Here is a 20425-nt window from a genome sequence, read left to right on the forward strand (position 1 = left end):
CGGTGTCAACACGCCTGCTCAGACGAAGAACTCCCGAAGTGTCGCGGCCACCGCGGCGGCGTCGTGGGGGTGGTGGAACTGCCCCGGCAGGGTGATGGTGCGCGCATCCGGGAGCGTCGCCTGGAGTAGTTCGACGCTCTCGGTGCCGTAGGGGTCGGTGAGCCCGCCCGCGAGCAGGAGGGCGGGGATGTCGATGGCCGACCAGGGGGTGATGTCGGCGTTCATGGCGGTCAGGCATTCGAGGTCGGCCACCAGGCCCGAGGCTCGGAAGGCCAAGGTGTCGGCGAGGGGCTGCAAGGCCGCGCGGGGCGGGGTGGGTTCGACAATGGCGGTGAAGAATTCGATGATCGCGTCCGCAGGGTGCGAGGCGGCCATATGGTCGCGGATCGTGTCGAGGGTCGATGCCAGCGGGGGACCGGCGAGGGACACCGGGGGCTCGTAGAGCGCGAGGCGGCGGACCATCGACTGGTCCCGGTGGAGTGCGTGCAAGGCGACCAGGCCGCCCGCGGAATGCCCGAAGACGAAGGCGGGGTCGTCCAGGGTCGCGAGCACCGCTGCCAGGTCGGCGGCCTGGGCGGTGAATTCGGCGGGGCGCGGGCCGTTCCCGCTCTCGCCGTATTCTCGTCGTTCGACCACGAGGACCCGGTAGGCCGGGGCCAGCAATTCTGCCAGCTGGAAATAGAAGTCGAGGGTGACCAGCGCGCCGGGGACGATAACCAGGGTCGGGCCGTCGCCTCGGGAGTGGAAGACGATGCGGGTGCCGTCCGCCGATTCCACGGCTTCTCTGTATTGCGACATATATCGATGGTGACAGATATCCGCCATCACATCGGCTGGCGGACAGGAGAATTCGCCGCCCGTGGTGGTGTATCGGGTGGGTGGCTAATTGTGGGCACGAGCCCGCGGGAGGTCGGCCGGCGGCGCGCCGAAGGTGGGGGGAGGGCGCGGAATATGGGGTGTGACGGTGGATTTGCTGATTGTGATTTGATATTGGAGTTTCGTCCTTATTTCGCCATGCGCTCCGCTTAAGATCTCTAGGGCATCAAGCAATTGCTCGATGTAGAGCAGTTTTTCGCTCAGGAGGTGCGGAATGCTGGAAGCCAATTGGTGGATCCGGTCGCGACCACTGTTGATTGCGGGTGCTTTGCCGTTCGCCGTGCTGCTCGGCACCGGAGTCGCCTCGGCAGCGCCGGAGAATGACGCGCCGCCGCCCGCCGCGCTACCGGCGCCACCGGATTGGCTAATGAACGGTCAACTACCTGCGATCGATCTGCCCGCGATCGACGCGGCGGAGCCGCTGCCGGGCGTGGATCCGGAGTTCGTGGGTTCGCTGTGCGCGTCCGTTCCGGTCGATGCGCAGCGGTGCGGTGTCACCGTGGTCGACGCGGGCGTCGGCGCCGCCATCGGGGCGGGGATCGGGGCGGGCGTGTCCGCGCCGCTGGCGATCGTCACCGGACTGGTCGGCGCCGGTCTCGGATTCGTCGCCGGAATCCCGTTCCTGCCTACCGGTTTGGTGGTCGGACCGCTCGTCGGGGCGGCTGTCGGCGTGGCCGTCGTGGCCGGACCCGCGGCCGTGCTGGGCGCGGCGTTGGGGGCGTCGGTCGGGGCGATCGTGGGCCTCACGTCGCCGCTGCCGGTGGACGCGCCGGTCGACGACGGGGCCGGCGTGTCCACCGCACTGGAGTAACGAGCGTCCTCAGCGCTCCAAGTGGGTGTTGAGGATGTGGGCGATCTGGGCGACCGCGCCCGGGTCGGTCATCGCGAGGTGGGCCGCATCGATGTCGAAGGCCGAGATCCGGCCGCTGACAACGTCGGCCCATCCGGCGTGTCCGGTGGCGTCGGCCCGCCGGTCGCGGGTGGCGGTGAAGTACATCATGTCGGCGTCGAGGACCGTGGGCTGCCAGGTGCTGGCGGCCCGGATCGCCAGGTTGTAGGCGTCGGTCAGTCGCTCGATCTGCTCGGCGTCGATGCCCATCGCGGTGCCGAGGTGCTGTTCGATCAGGTCGGCGGCCTCCTGGGCGGTCGCGTCGGGGCTGACGTAGTCGACGCCCATGACCGGACCCAGGTTGCTGATCAGCTCGCCCGCGGTGACGGTGCGCAGCGTGGATTCGTCGATCCCGCTCGCCTCGGCGTCCAGTAGCGCCAGCAGCGCGACTTCCTCACCGGCGGCACGCATTTCGACGGCGATCTGGTGGGCGATCGCGCCGCCCAGCGACCAGCCGAGCAGGTGGTACGGGCCATGGGGTTGCACGGCGCGGATCTCCGCGAAGTAGCGTCGCGCCATCTCCACGATCGTGGTCGGTCCCGGGTCCTCGCCGGTGATCTGCGGGGTCTGGATGCCGTAGATCGGCCGATCGCCGGCGAGGTATCGGTCGAAGGTGTGGTAGCACCACGACAGGCCCAGGGCGGGGTGGATGCAGAACAGCGGAGGCTGGTCGCCGCCGGTCCGGATGGGCAGCAGCACGTCGAAGCCGAGCGCGGTGCCGTCGACCGTGCTGCTGCCGGAGCGCATGCCGGATTCGATGCGCTTGGCCAGGTCGGCCGGGCAGGGATCGGACAGCATCCACCGGATCGGCACCTCGTAGTCGATCTCCTTGCGCAGGTGGGTGACCACCTGCACCGACTTCAGCGAGTTGCCGCCGAGGGCGTAGAAGTCGTCGTCCGCGCCGACCCGGTCCACGCCGAGCACCGCGCCGAAGGCCCGGGCGACTTCTTCCTCGAGCCACGACGAGGGTTCGCGGAACTCGCCGACCGGGAGCACCGGCTCCGGGAGCAGCTTCCGGTCCAGCTTGCCGGACACGGTGAGCGGCATGCTGTCCAGGGCCATCACGGTGGTGGGCACCATGTAGTCGGTCAGCGCGCCCGCCGCGTGCGCCAGGACGGCGGCGGTGTCGATGGTCGCGCCCGCGGCGGGCACCACGTACCCGACGAGGTGTTCGGCCGCGCCGGTGTTGTGCACCAGCGCGATCGCGCGGGCGACGCTCGGGTGCTCGGCGAGGACCGCCTCGATCTCGCCGAGTTCGATCCGCAGGCCGCGCAGTTTCACCTGGAAGTCGCTGCGGCCCAGGTATTCCAGTTCACCGTCGTCGTTCCAGCGCACCAGGTCGCCGGTGCGGTAGAGGCGTCCGCCGTCGCCGAACGGGTCGGGCACGAACCGTTCCGCGGTGAGGCCGGGCCGCGACTGGTAGCCGCGCGAGAGTTGGACGCCGGCGAGGTACAGCTCGCCCGCGACACCGGCAGGCACCGGGTGCAACCGGCTGTCGAGGACGTAGGCGCGGGTGTTCCAGGCGGGTGCGCCGATCGGCATGTTCCCGCTGTCGGTGTCCTTGACCGGGTGCGAGGTCGCGCACACGGTGAACTCGGTCGGCCCGTACAGGTTGTGCAATTCCACCCCGGGCATGGTGCGCCGGGCCTCGGCGACCACGTCGGGACCGAACGCCTCACCGCCGACCAGCAGCGTCCGCACCGATTCCAGGGATCCGGCCGGGACCGCGTCGGCGAACACCGCCAGCATCGACGGCACCAGCGCGGTGATGGTGACCCGCTCGGCGGCAATGGTTTCGGCGAGGTACAGCGGATCGGAGTGCCCGTCGGCGCGCGCGATCACCATGCGCGCACCCATGGCGAGGGTCGCGAACAGTTCCCACACCGACATGTCGAAGGTGGCGGGCGACTTGTGCAGCACCACGTCGTCGGGCGACCACGCGTAGGTGCCGCCGAGCCACCGCACCTGGTTCACCACCGAACCATGGGTCACCGCCACGCCTTTCGGCCGACCGGTCGACCCGGAGGTGAACAGGAGGTAGGCGAGGTTGTGCGGTCGCAGCGGCACGATCCGGTCGGCGTCGGTCACCGGACCGTCGTCGAATCCGGACAGGTCCAGGCCGTCGAGCGACGACAGCTCCAGTGCGGGCGCGGCGATCGACAGCATGTACTCGATGCGATCGTCGGGCAGGTCCGGATCGATGGGCACGTAGCCCGCGCCCGCGGTGTGCACGGCGTACATGGCGATCACCTGGTCCAGGGACCGCCGCATCCGCAGCGCCACCAGGGATTCCGGGCCCACGCCGCGGCCGATCAGCCACCGCGCCAGCCGGTTGACCCGGGTGGAGAATTCCGCGTAGGTCAAGGACTCGTCGGCGGTCACGATCGCGGTCCGGTCCGCGTGGGCCCGCACCGAGTCGGTGAACAGCGAGGCGAGCGTCTCGTCGCCGGGGAGCTCGCGCTCGGTCGAATTCCAGTGCCGCAGAACGGTGTCCCGCTCCTCGGCTCCGAGCAGGTCCACGTCGTACACGGGCTGGGTCGCGTCGGTCGCCAGGGCGCCGAGCAGCCGCAGCAGCCGATCGGCGATGGTGCTCGCGGTCGACGCGTCGAACAGGTCGCTCGCGTAGGTCACCGCGCCGGTGATTCCGGCCGGTTCGCCGATGTCGTCGTAGGAATCCTGCACGGACACCAGCAGATCGAACAGCGCGGTGTCGGCGTCGGGCGTGACGCCCGAGACCGAGAGACCCGGCAATTCGAATTCGTTCTTGTCGAGGTTCTGGAACGCCAGCATCACCTGGAACAGCGGGTGATGGGCGTGCGACCGCATCGGATTCAGCTCCTGCACCAGCCGCTCGAACGGCACGTCGGCGTGCCCGAAGGCGGCCAGGTCGGTGCCGCGCACATGCTCGAGCAGCTGGGTGAGGGTCATCTCCGGCGCCAGCCGGGTCCGCAACACCAGGGTGTTGACGAACATGCCGACCAGGTCGTCGAGTTCGGGCTCGCCGCGTCCCGCGTACGGGGTGCCGATCGCGATGTCGTCCATATCGGCGAGCCGGGCCAGCGTGGCCGCGAGCGCGGCGTGGACCACCATGAACAGCGTCGTATTGTGCTCGCGCGCGACCTGCTGCAGTCCGGTGTGCAGGTCGGCGTCGATGCTGATCGGTACGGTCGCGCCGGCGTAGGTCTGCACGGGCGGCCGCGGCCGGTCGGTCGGGAGCTCCAGCAGCGGCGGGAGTTCCGCCAATTCGAGCGTCCAGTAGTCGATCTGAGCTCGGATCAGCGAGTCGGGATCGTCCTCGGTGCCCAGCACCGCGCGCTCCCAGATCGCGTAGTCCGCGTACTGCACCGGAAGTTCGGGCAGCTCCGGGGACTCCCCGGTCAGGTGGGCGGCGTAGGCGGTCATGGTGTCCCGGGCGAGCGGGACCAGCGAGGAGCCGTCGCAGGAGATGTGGTGCGCGACCACGGCCAGCACCCATTCGTGCTGCCCGAGTTCGAACAGCCGGACCCGCAGGGGCGCGTCGACGGTGACGTCGAAGGGCGTCGCGACGAGCGCCGACATCGCCTCGGCCAGCTCCGATTCCGTGGCCGGGATCGGCGTGATGTGCGTGACGGCCTGTGCCGTGGGCAGCACGACCTGCGACGGTTCGCCCTCGGCGTACGGGTAGACGGTCCGCAGCACCTCGTGCCGGTCGACGACCTCGGTGAGGGCCGCGCGCAGCGCGTCGAGGTTCAGTTCTCCGGTGAGCCGCAACACGATCGGGATGCTGTAGGCGGCCGAGTCGGGCTCGAGCCGGTTCAGGAACCACATGCGCTGCTGGGCGTAGGACAGCGGAATCCGCTGCGGCCGTTGCTGTGCGGTCAACGCGATCCGGCCGGTATTGGCCCGCGATTCGGCGCGGGCGGCCAGCCGGGCCACGGTCGGCGCCTCGAAGATGGTCGACACCGGGATGGTTTCGTCGAGCGCGGCGCCGATGCGGGCGGCGACGCGGGTGGCGACCAGGCTGTTGCCGCCCAGTTCGAAGAAGTCGTCGTCGGCGCCGATGGGGGTGTCGATGCCGAGGACGTCGGCGAAGATGCCCGCCACGATCTCCTCCGCGGGGGAGGACGGGGCCCGGAATCGCTTGGCCTGCACCACGGGAGTGGGCAGCGCCGAACGGTCGAGCTTGCCGTTGGGTGAGAGCGGGATGGTATCGAGGATCATCACCGCGGCGGGGACCAGGTAGGACGGCAGTGCCTCGGCCAAGGCCGCGCGCAGCTCCTCGCTGGACAGGCTCGCCCCGGCTTCGGGGACGGCGTACGTGACCAGCTGGGCGGGCCCGGTGTCGGTGCGCCACGGCGTGGTGATCGCGTAGGCGACATCCGGCCGCGCGTCGAGGACCGCGTCGATCTCGCCCATCTCGACCCGGTAGCCGCGGATCTTGACCTGGAAGTCGTTGCGTCCCAGGAACTCCAGATCGCCCTCGGCGTTCCATCGCACCACGTCGCCGGTGCGGTACATGCGGCTGCCGGGCTCCCCGAACGGGTGCGCCACGAACCGGGACCCGCTGGCGGCGGGCTTGTCCAGATAGGCGCGCGCCAGCGACGGGCCCGCCAGATACAGCTCGCCGGCCACCCCGACGGGCACCGGCCGCAGCCGGGCGTCGAGGACCAGCGCCCGCACGGCCTGCAACGGAACACCGATCGTCGGCCGGTCGCCGGGCCACAGCGGACCGGTCGCGGTGGTCACGATCGTGGTCTCGGTCGGGCCGTACAGTTCCCGGAACACCCGGACGCCCGCGAGATCGGTTCCGGCCCACCGGTTCACCAGCTCCGCGGACACCTCGTCACCACCGGACATGACCACGCGCAGGTCGTCGAGCCCGGCCGGATCCACCGACGCCAGCGCGGCGGGGGTCATGAAGGCGTGGGTGACGCGCTCCTCGCGCAGGAACTCCGTCATCTCGGCGCCACCGTAGATGCCGGTCGGCACGATGATCAGCGCACCGGCGCCGCTGACCGCCATCAGGGTCTCCAGCAGGGCGGCGTCGAACGACGGCGACGCGAACCGCAGCACCCGGGAGGTCGGCCCGAGATCGAAGTCGGCGCGGAACGAGGCGAGGAAGTCGGCGACACCGCTGTGGGTGACGGCCACGCCCTTCGGCTTTCCGGTCGATCCGGAGGTGAAGACCACGTAGGCCACGTTCTCGGCGCGCATCGGGTGGAGCCGGTCGGCATCGCCGACCGGCCCGCTCGCCAACCCGTCGAGGCGCTCGGCAACAGCGGCGTCGTCGAGCACGATCCAGTCCACCGACTCGGGCAGCCGGCCGGAGACGGCGGACACCGTGACACCCAGTGTCCCAGCCGAATCCGACACCATCTGCGCGATCCGGCTCTCCGGGTATCCGGCGTCCACCGGGACGAAAGCCGCGCCCGACTTCACCACGGCCCACCACGCGACCACGGTCTCCAGCGAGCGTGAGGCCGCCACCAGCACGGGGGTCTCCGGTCCGGCGCCACGGTCGATCAGCAACCGCGCCAACCGGTTCGAGCGTTCGTCGAGTTGCGCGTATGTCAACGCGGTGTCCCCGGCGACGACGGCGATGCCGTGCGGGTTGTTCCGGACGGCGGTGTCGAACACCTCCGGCAGCAGTCCGGACGGCTCCGGCCTGGTGCCGGTGCGTGCCCCGACCCGGGAGGTGAGCGCGGCGTGCTCGTCGGCGTCGAGCCAGTCGATATCGCCGACCACCACGGCCGGGTCGGCGGCGACGGCTTCGAGGACCCGCACCAGCCGGCGCACGATCGCCGCCGCGGTCGACTCGTCGAACAGGTCCCGGGCGAAGGTCAGCATGCCCGAGATGCCCTGTGCGACACCGGCCTCGGGGGCCGCCTCGGAGAGCACGAGTTGCAGGTCGAACTGGGTCGCCCCGGTGTCGACCTCGGCGCGGGCGATGCGGACGCCGGGCAGCGCCACCTCGACCGCCGCCAGATTCTCGAACGCCAGGGCCACCTGGAACAGCGGATGCCGGGCCGCGGATCGCTCCGGGTTCAGCTCCTCCACCACCCGCTCGAACGGCACGTCGGCGTGCTCGAAGGCCAGCAGGTCGGTGTCGCGGGCGCGCATCAGGAGTTCGGCGAACCGCTCGGTGGTGTCGACCCGGGTGCGCAGGGCCAGCGTGTTCACGAACATGCCGACCAGTTGCTCCAGACCGGGTTCGCCGCGCCCGGCGACGGGGGTGCCGATCACGACGTCGTCGGCGCCGCCGAGCCGTCCCAGAACCGTTGCCAGCGCCGCGTGCATCACCATGAACAGCGATGCTCCACGCGACCGGGCGAGGGTGACCAGCTGCCGGTGCAGGTCCGCGTCGATCCGCACCGGCACCCGGCCGCCCGCCAGGGATGCGACGGCGGGGCGCGGGCGGTCGGCGGGGAGATCCAACCGGTCCGGCGCGCCGTCGAGGGTGGTCCGCCAGTACTCCAGCTGGGCGGACATCAGCGAGGCCGGATCGTCGGCGGCGCCGAGCATCTCCCGCTGCCACCACGCGAAATCGGCGTACTGCACGGTGAGCGGCTTCCACTCGGGCGCGTGCCCGGCGGTGCGCGCGGCGTAGGCCGTCATCACGTCGTGGGCCAGCGGTCCCATCGACTGGCCGTCACCGGCGATGTGATGGACCACCAGCACCAGCAGGAATTCGCCGGTGCCGTCGTCGTGTTCGGCGAGTTCGAACAGGCCCACCCGCATCGGAACGTTCGCGGTGACGTCGAATCCTCGGCGTACGAACTCGCCGACCACCTCGGCGACGACCTCTTCGGGTACGCGCTTCGGCTCGACCGCGGTCGCGGGCTCGTCGAGCACGACCTGCCGGGGCTCACCGGAGAATTCGGGATAGACCGTGCGCAACACCTCGTGGCGGGTGACCACATCGGCGAGCGCGGCCGAGAGGGCCTCGGTGTCCAGCGATCCCGACAACCGCAGCATGACCGGGATGTTGTAGGCCGGGGATTCGGGCTCGAAGCGGTTGAGGAACCACATCCGTTGCTGGGCCAGCGACAGCGGCACCGGGTCGGGATGGGTGCCGGGCAGTAGTGGCAGCCGGTCCGAGTCACTGAATGTCCAGGTGCGGGCCGCCAATTCGGCGACCGACGGCGCTTCGAAGATCGAGCGCACCGGCACCTGCACCTGCAGGGCCGCGCCCAGCCGTCCCGCGACCAGCGAGGCGCTGAGCGAATCGCCGCCCAGTTCGAAGAAGTCGTCGTCCGCGCCGACACCGTCCACATCGAGGACCCGCTCGTAGATCCGCGCGACCAATTCCTCCGCACCCGGTGTCGGGGCCCGGAATACGCGGGTCACGGCGACCGGCTCGGGTAGTCGGTCGCGATCGAGTTTGCCATTGGCGGTCAGCGGCACCTCGTCGAGCACGATCACCGCGGACGGCACCATGATCCGGGGCAGCGACTCGGCCAGCGCCGCACGCAATTCCGTACCCGAGAGCTGGACCCCGGCCGCGGGCACGACATAGGACACCAGCCGGACCGGCCGACCGGGATCGTGGCGCGGCACGGTGACCGCGTACGCGACCTCGGGCCGCGCGCCCAGCGCCGCGTCGATCTCGCCGAGTTCGATGCGGGTGCCGTGCACCTTCACCTGGAAGTCGTTGCGGCCCAGGAACTCGAACTCGCCGCCGGTGGTGCGGCGCACCACGTCACCGGTGCGGTACATGGGACGGCCGGCATCGCCGAACGGGCAGGCCACGAAGCGGGCCGCGGTCAAGGCCGTCCTGGCGACGTAACCGTCGGCCAGGCCCGCGCCGAACAGATACAGCTCACCCGCGACACCGTGTGGCACCGGCCGCAACCAGGTGTCGAGCACCACGGCCGCGACGGGACCGACCGGTCGGCCGATCGTGATGGCGGCGCCCGGCGTCAGCGCGTCGGTGGCCGTCGCCCAGATGGTGGTCTCGCTGGGCCCGTACAGATTGACCATGGTGCGCCCGGGGGCCCACCGCTCGACCAGTTCGGGTCCGAGGGGCTCACCGGCGGTCGCCAGCAGCCGCAGCCCGTCCAGGCCGGCGGTCGGGACCGTCGCCAGCGCCGAGGGGGTCACCACGGCGTGCGAAACCCGTTCGCGGGCGATCAGTTCCGCCAGGTCGGGCCCGGCGTAGATCTCGCCGGGGGAGACGACCAGCCGGCCGCCCGACCCGTGCGCCATGAGCAGCTCGAACACCGAGGCGTCGAAGCTGGGCGAGGCGACCTGCAGCACCACCGACATCGGGTCCACCCCGAACCGCCGCCGCTGCGCCACGACGATATCGGCCAGGCCGCGATGGCTCACCAGCACGCCCTTGGGCGTTCCGGTCGAGCCGGAGGTGTAGCTGACGTACGCGATCTGCTCGCGCCGGATCGGCGCTCCGCGTTCGGCATCGGTGATCGGCGCGCCGGACACCGAGTCCAGCGCGTGCAGCGCCTGGGCTCCGTCCAGCAGCAGCCAGTCGACGCCGTCCGGCGGGCGCTTGCGGACGGACCCGTCGGTCAGCCCGAGCACGGTGCCCGAGTCCGACAGCAGGAACTCGATCCGCTCGGCGGGCAGCGTCGGATCGATCGGCAGGATCGCCGCACCCGTCTTCGCCACCGCCCACAGGGTGACCGTGGCCGCCAGCGAGCGGGGCAGCACCGAGGCGACCACCTGGCCGCGTCGGGCGCCGCGCCGCAACAGGATTCGAGCCAGCCGGGTGGATCGGTCGTCGAGCTGGCGGTAGGTCAGGGAATCCGCGCCGCAGCGGACGGCGACCGTATCCGGGTCGGCGATCACCGAGGCCGCGAGGATGCGATCCAGGGTCTCCGGGATCGCCACCTCGGCAGCCGATTCCGGCCACGCGGGCAGCGGTTCCCGGTCCAGGGGCAGTTCGCCGAGCCGGGTGTGGGCGTGCGAGCCGATCCGGCCCAGCAGGTCGATGAAGCGGTCGAGAATGCGACGCGCGGAGTCGTGGTCGAAGACCCGTTCGTGGAATCGCAGGATGATCTTCAGGCCGTTCGCCTCACCGCGCTCGGACTGCATCGGTTCCACGACCATGCTCAACGGGTACGGGGCGGCGTCCACGCCGTCGAGGTCGGTCACCCGCAGGCCCGCGGAATCGACGAGGTGTTGCAGGGCCGAGCGGTCGACGGGGAACGACTGGTAGGTGATGGCGGTGTCGAACAGCTCCGACAGGCCTGCGCTGCGGTGGATCTCGGGCAGGCCGATGTGGTGGTGCTCGAGCATGCGGGCCTGCCGCGACTGCATCTCGCTCAGCAATTCGTGCACCGTCATGGCGGGATCGAGCGGGACGCGCACCGGAATCGTGTTCAGGAACATGCCGAGCGTCTGGTCGACCATCGGCAATTCCGGGGGCCGGCCCGCGACCGAGGCGCCGAAGATCACGTCGGTCTCACCGGTGAGCACGCGCAGGCTCAGGGCCCACGCCGCGTTGACGGCGGTATTGAGGGTGACGGCCGCGTCCGCGGCCACCCGGCGCAACGCGCCGAAGCGGTCCTCGGTCAGCTCGGCCCCGACCTCGCCGGAGGACGTCGGGCCCGCGTCGGCGTCGCGGGACGCCCGGGTGGGCGCGTCGACATCCGAGAACTCCCGCGCCCAGGCCGCTTTGGACTCGGAGCTGTTCTGCCGCCCCAGCCAGGCCAGGTAGTCGCGGTAGGTGGGGGCCGGTCCGGCGGCATCGATGTGGTCGGGCGAGCCGTAGTAGTCGAGCAGCTCGGCCATGAGCAGCGGCATCGACCAGCCGTCCAGGATCACATGGTGATTGGTGACGAGCAGCCGGTAGGACTCCGCGCCGAGCCGGATCAGGGTCAGGCGCAGCAGCGGCGGGGCCGCCAGGTCGAAGCTCTCGGCCGCGTCCGCCGCGGCGATCGCCGCCGGGTCGGCCGGGCCGTCCTCGTCGCCGCCGGTAGCGAGATCGACCACCCGGAACGGGATCTCGGCATGATCGACCACGACCTGGCACGGGCCGGCCGCGGTGTCCGCGAACGCGGCCCGCAGGATGTCGTGCCGGTCCACCAGGGCCTGCGCGGCCCGCCGCAGCCGGTCGGCGTCGACGGCGCCGGAGAAGCCGATCATGGTCTGGACGGTGTAGCCGTCGTCCGCGTCCGGATCGAACATCGTGTGGAAGTGCATGCCGGACTGCATGGGCGACAGCGGCCAGACATCGGAGAGCCGGGGGTACTGCCGCTCGAGCTGATCGATGTCCTGGCGGGTGAGCTTCACGAGTTGGGTGCCCACGGCGCGATACGCGTGATGCGCGGTGGCCGGCTGCGGGGGCTCCTCGACGGTCTTCGGGGTCGACTCGGCGTCGGCCATCGCGGCCAGGGCGGCAACCGTCTTGCCCTCGAAGACATCTCGCGGAGTGAGCGTGAGCCCGGCGTTCCTGGCCAGCGACACCAGCCGCATGGACACGATGCTGTCGCCGCCGAGGGCGAAGAAGTTGCTGTCGGCGGACACCGACTCCAGGTGCAGCACCTCGGCGAAGAGCCGTGCCATCACCTGCTCGGCGGGGGTCGACGGCGCTCTGCCGCCGGTCGCGCCCACCTCGAAGGCGCGCTGCTGCAAGGCTCTTCGGTCGACCTTGCCCGTGGGCGTGCGCGGCATCTCCTCGAGCCGCACGATCGCGGCGGGATTCATGTAGCGCGGCATGCTGCCCGCCAGATCGCCTTCGATGGCGGTCACGTCGACCGATTCGCCGGGCGCGGCCACCACATAGGACACCAGCAGCGGTTCGCCGGTGGGCCCGTCGACGGTCACGGTGGCGACGCTGGACACGGCGGGGTGGCGCGCGATGTGGGCGTCGATCTCGCCGGGCTCGATGCGCAGGCCGTGAATCTTGACCTGCTGATCGATGCGGCCCAGGTACTCGAGCGCGAGCCGGCCGTTCGCGCGCACCCACCGCACGGAATCGCCGGTGCGGTAGAGCCGTTCACCGCGGGTCGACCGCGGGTCGGCGACGAACCGGGCCGCCGACACCTCCGGGCGGTCGCGATAGCCGCGGGCCAGGCCGGGGCCGCCGACGTACAGCTCGCCCGCGACGCCGACCGGCACCGGTCGCAGCCACGGGTCCAGCACCAGCGCGGACGCGCCGATGATGGGGCCGCCGATCGTGACGGGGTCACCGGCGGCGAGATCGTCGGATCCCGTTGCCCAGACGGTGCATTCGGTCGGACCGTAGTGGTTCATGAGCCTTCGGCCGGGGGCCCACCGGTTCACGGTGTCGGGCCCGACCGCCTCACCGACCACCGCGAGGGTGGTCAGCGACGGCAGGTGGGACGGATCCATGGTGTTCAGTACCGACGGGGTGATGATCGCGTGCGAAACCCGCTGCGACCGAAGCAGTTCCTCCAGGTCGATGCCCGCGTACACCTCCGGCGGGGCGACCACGAGGCACGCGCCGCTGCTGTGCGCCAGCAGCATCTCCGACACGCAGGCGTCGAATCCGGGCGAGGCGACCTGCAACACCCGCGAATCCGGGGTGGGCCGGAACGAGTCGGCCTGCGCCGCGACCAGATCGGCCAGACCCCGGTGACTGAGGTGGACCGCCTTCGGGGTGCCGGTCGAGCCGGACGTGTAGATCACGTACGCCGCGTGGTCGACCGTCAGGTCCACCTCGGGCGGGTGGGGGAGGAGCTCATCGGCGTCGGTGGTCGAAAGGTCCGGCGTCAGCCAGTCCACGTCTGCTGGAATCTGCTGCGCGACAGCGCTTGTCGTGACGCCCAGCCGGGTGTTCGAGGCGGACAGCAACTCGCCGATCCGCGCGGCCGGGTTGCCGGGATCCAAGGGCAGGAAGGCGGCGCCGGTCTTGGCGACGGCCCAGATCGCGACGAAGAGCTCGGCGGAGCGGGGCAGGACCAGTGCCACCGTCGACTCGGGACGTGCGCCACGGGCGATCAGCCGGCGGGCGAACGTGTCGGCGCGCTCGTCCAGCTCCCGATAGGTCCACGTGGTGTCGCCGTACCGGATGGCGGCGGCGTCGGGGTACCGGCGAGCGGTCGCGGACAGGATGTCGCGGAGCACCCGCTCGGGGGCGGGCTCGCCGCCGGTGACCGAGAACAGCTTGGCGCGTTCGGAATCCCAGCAGGGTGAGATCGAGGCGACCGTGGCGGCCGGATCGTCGACGAGCTGCATGAGCAGCAGCTCGAAGCGACCGAGCAGGTGGTGGGCGTCATTGTCGTCGAAGCGGTCGGTGGCGAATTTCAGTGTCACCGAATAGGTTCCGGCATCCGCTCCGCCGTCGCCACCCGGGCGCGGCGGGGTCACCTGCAGGCTCAACGGGAACGGCGTCGCGTCGTGCGCGTCGATCTCGACCAGCCGCAAACCGGCGGCCGAGAGGTCGTGGGCCAGCAGCTCCCGATCGAACGGGTAGGACTCGAGCACCGTCGCGGTGTCGAACATGTCGGTGATCCCGGATACCCGCTGCAATTCCGCCAAGCCGATGTGCTGGTGATCCAGCATCGCGGCCTGCTCGGACTGCACCCGCACCAGCAGGTCGCCGACGGTCTCGCCGGGCTCGAGCCGGATCCGCACGGGCAGCGTGTTCACCATCAGCCCGACCATGCGCTCGACATCCGGAATTCGCGGCGGACGGTTCGAGACCGTATTGCCGAACACCACATCCGGCCGTCCGGCCAGCACGGACACCAGCAGCGCCCAGGCCACGTGCAGGGCGGTATTGGGGGTGACGCCGTGCGTGCGGCCGAGGTCGAGAATCGCGGCGGAGGTGGCGGCATCGAGGTTCAGACCCACCTCGCCGGCGTCCGAGGTGACCGTCCGCTCCGGACCGTTGGTGACCCGCGTCGGCCGGTCGATCCCGGCGAGCATGTTCCGCCACGCGGACGCCGTGGCGTCGGCGTCCTGCTCCTGGAGCCAGCGTAGGTATTCGCGGAACGACCGCGCGGGCGCGAGGTCCGCGGTGTCGCCGTCGGAGCTGTACAGCGTCAGCAACTCGTGGATGAGCAACGGCATCGACCAGCCGTCCAGCACCAGATGGTGATTTGTCACCAGCAACCGGAACTGCTCGACACCGGTGCGCACGAGATGGAAACGCACCAGCGGCGGACGCGCCGGATCGAAGGGCGCGGCGGCGATGCGCGCGATGTCCCGCAGCACTTCGTCCTGCTCGTCGACCAGGCTGACATCCGACTCGGCCCACTCGACCGTGGTGTCGCGCAACACGATCTGACGTGGTCCGGCGTCGGTTTCGACGAACGCGGTCCGCAGGCTGTCGTGCCGATCCAGCAGCACCTGGGCGGCCCGCCGCATCCGCTCACCGTCCACCTGACCGTCGAAGGTCAGCGCGGCCTGGACGATGTAGCCGTCCTCGCCGCCGCGATCGTAGATGGTGTGGAACAGCAGCCCGGACTGCAGGGCGGTCAGCGGCCACACCTCGGTCATCGACGGGTATTCGCGCAGCCACCGGTCGATCTGGTCCTGGGCGACGGGGGCGAGCGGGAAGTCGGAGGGCGTGTAGCTGCGCGTGGTCATGGACCGGACGTGATCGGCCAGCGCCTCCAGCGCGCGGGTCCACAGGTCGGCGAGCTCCTCGACGTCCTCGGCCGCCAGCGCCTGCGACGCGAATTCCCAGGTCACAGCGAGCTCGAGCCCGTCGGCACCCGCTTCGGCGATGGCGTTGACGTCCAGCAGGGCGGCCAGCGCCATGGCCGGATCGCTGGTGCCGGTGAGCGCGGTGAACTCGGTGGTCGGGGCCCACGGCCCGGACCGCTCACCTGAGCCGACGCGCCCGAGGTAGTTGAAGCTGATCTGCGGTTTGGGCAGGTGTGCCAGCTCGGCGCGGCCCATGGGATCGAGATGCCGCAGCATCGGGAAGCCGATGCCGTTGCCCGGCACCGCCCGCAGCTGCTCCTTGACCAGTTTGATCGCCCGGCCCGCGTTCGGGCCGCCGGCCAGGGCGTCGTCGAGATCGAGGTCGTCCCACTCGATGCGGATCGGGAAGCGGGTGGTGAACCAGCCGACGGTGGCGCCCAGATCCGCGCCCGGGACGGCCTGCTCCTCGCGGCCGTGGCCTTCCAAGAGGATGGACTCGCCGGTCGTGGTCACGCCGCGTCGGCGTCGCCACTCCGCCAGAGCCAGCACCAGGGCCGCGACCAGCGGATCGTTGGCGCCGCAATGGAATCGGTCCGGGATGGTGGTGAGGACCGCTTCGGTCACCGCCGCCGGAATTCGTTCGTGGATCCGGCCCGCGGTGGTGCCGGTGTCGACGTTCGGGTCCAGGCGACGCGAGCCGAGTAGTCGATCCTCGTGCGCGAGAACGTCTTTCCAGTGCGCGAGTTCGGTCCCGCGTCTACTCTGTGCCTGCTCGGCCAAACCGTGCACCCACCGCCGCATCGACGTGGAGGTCGGACCCCACTGCGGCTCGCCGCTCTGTGTCCAGGCCTGCGCGAGATCGGTGAGCACGGTGCGCCACGACACCGCGTCGACGGCGAGATGGTGGATCACCAGCCAGAGCAGGTCGGGTCCCGAAGCGCGGTCGTCCCGCAGCCACACGGCTCGAACGAGTGCGCCGTTGCCGGGGTCCAATCGATCCGCGGCGTCCTGGAGATGACGGTCGATCTCGTCGGAGTCGCGCCGGCCGAGGCGCACCTCGTGCAGCGAGGCGTCCGGGTCGACCGCGTCCCGTTCGAGGACCTCGACGTATCCGTCCGCTCCGACGCCCCGCAGGACCGCGCGCAGCATGTCGTGGCGGTCCATGAGGGCGCCCAGCGCGCGCACCAGACCCGCTCGATCGACTCCGTCCGGGAGTTCCACGAGGGCGGCCTGTGCGAACCGGTTGTAGTGACCGCGATCGAGCATCGCGTGCATGATCGGCGACAACGGCATTCGCCCGACGCCGCCGCCCGGCAGCTCGGCCAGCCCGGGTTCGTCGCCGACCTCGGTGGCGGCGGCCGCCAGCCCCTCGACCGTCTTGTGCACGAACACGTCCTGGGTGGAGAAGCTCAGACCCTCGGCCTTGGCGCGCGCCACGAGGCGGATCGACAGGATGCTGTCGCCGCCCAGGACGAAGAAGCTGTCGTCGGCCCCGACCCGGGGCACACCGAGCACCTCGGCGAACAGCGCCGCGATCGTCTTCTCCCGCTCGGTCGCCGGGGCCCGCCCGGAGGCCGCGGTCCCGAACTCGGGCTTCGGCAACGCGCGGCGATCCACCTTGCCGAAGGCGTTCATCGGCAGGCTGTCCAGGGGTATCACGATCGCCGGAACCAGGTGTGGCGGCAGCGTTTCGTGGGCGAAGTGCAGGATCTCGGCCGGGTCGATACCGCGGCCGTCCACCGGCACGACATACGACGCCAGCACGGTGGTGCCGACATTGTTCTGGGCGGGCACGGTGACGCACAGATCGACGTCCTCGTGGGTGGAGAGCGCGGCGTCGACCTCGCCCGGCTCGATCCGGTAGCCGCGGATCTTGACCTGGAAGTCGCTGCGGCCCATCAGTTCGAGGGAGGTGTCGCCGTTCCGGCCGGTCCAGCGCGCGATATCGCCGGTGCGGTACATGCGCGCACCGGTGCCGCCGTACGGGTCGGCGACGAACCGGGCGGCGGTCTCGACGAATCGGTGGCTGTAGCCGCGGGCCAATCCCGGTCCGGCCAGATACAACTCGCCGACGGTGCCCCGTGGCACGGGCTGCAAGGCCCGGTCCAGGACCATGGCCTCCACGCCGCGGATCGGGCCGCCGATCGTATGAGTCTGGCCCGGCTTCAGCATCGCGCCCGCGGCGGTGACGGTGGATTCGGTGGGCCCGTACTCGTTGAACATGGCCGCCGACAGCGTCCAGCGCTCGACCAGATGCGGCGGGCAGACGTCGCCGCCCACCACGACCACGCGCACATCGGTCGGCAGCTCCGGATCCACCGTCGCCAGCATGGTGGGCGTCAGCGTCAGGTGGGTCACGTGCTCGTCGGCCAGCAGCTGGGTGAGCGAGTCGCCGCCGACCACCTCGGGCGGCACGACCACCAGCGTGGACCCGGTCGCGAAGCAGGTCAGGAACTGTTCGAGGGAGGCGTCGAAACTGGGGGAGAGGGCATACGACACACGGGAAGTCGTGTCGATGCCGAACGTGGCCGCGCGGTCGGCGACCAGATTCGCCAGCCCGGTGTGCGTGACCTGCACGCCCTTCGGCGTTCCGGTGGAACCCGAGGTGTAGGTCATGTAGGCGACATTGGACGGCCGCAGCGGATGGCTGCGGTCGAGGTCGGAGATCGGCCCGTCCGCGGCGTCGGACAGAGCCAGGGTCGAGGGGTCGTCGAGCACCACTTGACGGAGGTCCGCCGGGAGGGTGTCGCGCAGCGCGTTCACCGTGATCGCCACGGTCGCGCCGCTGTCGGTGACCATGTGTTCGATCCGCTTGGCCGGGTAGTCGGGGGCCATCTGCACGAAGGCCGCGCCGCTCTTGGCGACCGCCCAGGTCGCCACCACCGAATCGGTCGACCGGCGCAGCATGAGCGCCACCGCCGTGTCCGGGCCACACCCCAGCGCGATCAGCTGCCGGGCCAGCCGCGACGACTGGGAGTCCAGTTCGGCGTAGGTCATGCTCCGGCCGTTGGAGCTGATCGCGCAGCCGTCGGGGTTCCGGCGGGCGCTCTCGGCCAGCATGTCGGGCAGCAGGAGGGTGTCGACGGCGCTGGGCCCGCGCACGGGCAGCAGCTCGTCGCGTTCCTGGACGTCGAGCAGCGGCAGGCCGCCGACCCGGCCGTCGGATCCGACCGCCAGGAATTCGTGCAGGAACATCTGGAATCGCCGATGGTGACCGGCGAGTTCGTCGTGGCTGTAGGAATTCGGATTCCCCTGGAAGTCGATAAGCGTGCTCTCTTTGCCCGCGCCCGGGTAGATGTTGACGAAAAGGTCGGAGGTGGGGCCGGAGGTGAGCACGTGCAAACGGCCCGTGGTCTCGCCCAGGACGACTTCGTTCTCCACCATCATGAGATTCACGGCGGGGCCGAACGAGGCGGCCTCGTCGCGCGCGATTCCCATGTCGTGGAATATGTCCTCCTGGCGATACCGCTGCCGCCGGAGGGCGCTCGTCAATTCGCTTTTCACCGCCGCGATCAGTTCGCCGACGGTGCGATCCGCGACCTGGATGCGCAACGGGACCACATTGGCCACCATGCTTCCCGAACGCCGCAATACCGCGGAATGCCGGCCCGACACGGGCAGGCTCAGGAGAACTTCGTCGTTGCCGGTCATTCTCGCCAGATAGGCGGCGAACGCGGCGACGATGATCGGGGTGACGCTCTTGTCGTGGTCGAGCGCGACGGTGTCGAGCAGATGCGCGGTGTCGTCGGCGAGTTCGGTGCTGACGAGCGTCGGATGAATGGTGGGCCTGTTGACGTGGGCCGCCAGACTGGCGACCGCCGGTGCGCCCGCCAGATGCTCCATCCAGTGGGCGCGATCGTTCTCCATCCGCGTCGAATCGCGGTACGCGAGATCTTGTTCGGCGACCAGCCGCAGGTCCTGGGCCGCGCACGCCGGGGGCTCCGCGGACGTGATCCACGCGTTGTAGAGCTCGGTCATGCGGTGGAGCATGGTCACCGCGGCGAATCCGTCGAGCGCGATGTGGTGTGCCCGCTGGTACCACAGGTAATGGTCGTCACCGACGTGGAAGACAATGGCGGTCACCAGGGAGTCACGCACGAGATCCAGAGGAGCGGAATAGTCCTCGGTCATCCTGCGATGCGCCGTCGCCACCGGATCGGCTTCCTGTCGCAAATCCTCGACCCACACCGAGGCGCCGTTCTCGGCGTCGACGTACTGGAATGGCTCGCCGTCGATCTCGACCAGACGAGTATGCCCCGACCCGAACTCCCGACCGGCCGTTCGGCAGGCTTCGGCCAGGAGTTCGGCGTCCAATTCGCCGACGATCTCGACGTATTGGGCGACGGATATGGGTGTGTTGACCGCGAGATGCTGGGCGAACCAGATTCCCCGCTGCGCGGATGTGAGCGGAAAGACCTCGTGTGATGAATGAAATGTGCCGCTTGGCAACGATTCTGGCTGGTCAGGATTGCTTCCGATGCCACTGTGCAATTGGCGCATTTCGACCTCCAGCAAACAACGTGATGTCAGGAACTCAAAACGCCCGAGGGCCGGTTGTGGATGCGCTCACACGCGCCCGGCCCGGGGACCATGGAATATGGCGGCAAGGTGTGACTCCGACACCCGCATTGCTGTGTACGTCGGGTCCGCCACCGAGATCATTACAGCGAGTACCAACCGGTTCGTATGCGCCAACCTCGGCGCCTGATGCCCGGCATTCGGTCGCTACATCGCGTCCACCCCGACCCCCGAATCACCCTCCAACCTCCCGGAAAACTGTCCAGTATGCCCTTGATCGCAGTGTCGACTGAGACCATGTCGAACTTCCCTACTCGAAAAGCGACTGTCCAGGATGATTCTGCGCCCCGATGCCGCAACCGGTCGGTTTATTGATCAAAATGTTGGAAAAGGTTGTGCCTCACAGCACGGAATCCGTATGGGCGAGCGTTGCTTCATGGGGTCTGACCTGCGATATTTAGGTATTTTAGTCGTGAAAATTGCAGATCGGCGAGCCGAGACCAGATCGAGAGCTGACCTCTCCCGAGCTCTGAACCCTCAACGAGAGGGTCACTGGCGAACATGGCGCAACCTGTCAATCGGCCCCGC

Annotated in this window: 4 protein-coding genes; 1 reads left to right on the top strand and 3 read right to left on the bottom strand. The window is 70.0% G+C overall.

The genetic code is table 11. From position 1 onward, the window contains the following. Nucleotides 1-18: 18 nt before the first annotated feature. Nucleotides 19-798, bottom strand: a complete 780-nt coding sequence (locus tag ACQP06_RS16775; RefSeq protein WP_433673054.1) for an alpha/beta fold hydrolase — start codon at nt 796-798, stop codon at nt 19-21. Nucleotides 799-882: 84 nt separating this feature from the next. Next, nucleotides 883-1170 carry a hypothetical protein gene (locus ACQP06_RS16780; protein ID WP_433673055.1) on the bottom strand — a complete coding sequence of 96 codons (288 nt, stop codon included), beginning with the start codon at nt 1168-1170 and terminating at the stop codon, nt 883-885. Between the two features lie 73 nt (nt 1171-1243). Here ACQP06_RS16780 and ACQP06_RS16785 point away from each other — a divergent pair, with 73 nt between their 5' ends. Further along, nucleotides 1244-1687, top strand: coding sequence for a hypothetical protein (locus ACQP06_RS16785; RefSeq protein WP_433673056.1), 444 nt, complete (start codon nt 1244-1246; stop codon nt 1685-1687). Between the two features lie 9 nt (nt 1688-1696). On the opposite strand, the gene ACQP06_RS16790 is transcribed toward ACQP06_RS16785, so the two are convergent. Beyond that, nucleotides 1697-19768, bottom strand: a complete 18072-nt coding sequence (locus ACQP06_RS16790) for an amino acid adenylation domain-containing protein (protein WP_433673057.1) — start codon at nt 19766-19768, stop codon at nt 1697-1699. Nucleotides 19769-20425: the final 657 nt, after the last annotated feature.

The organism is Nocardia sp. CA-136227 (genome assembly GCF_050955695.1).
GTDB lineage: Bacteria > Actinomycetota > Actinomycetes > Mycobacteriales > Mycobacteriaceae > Nocardia.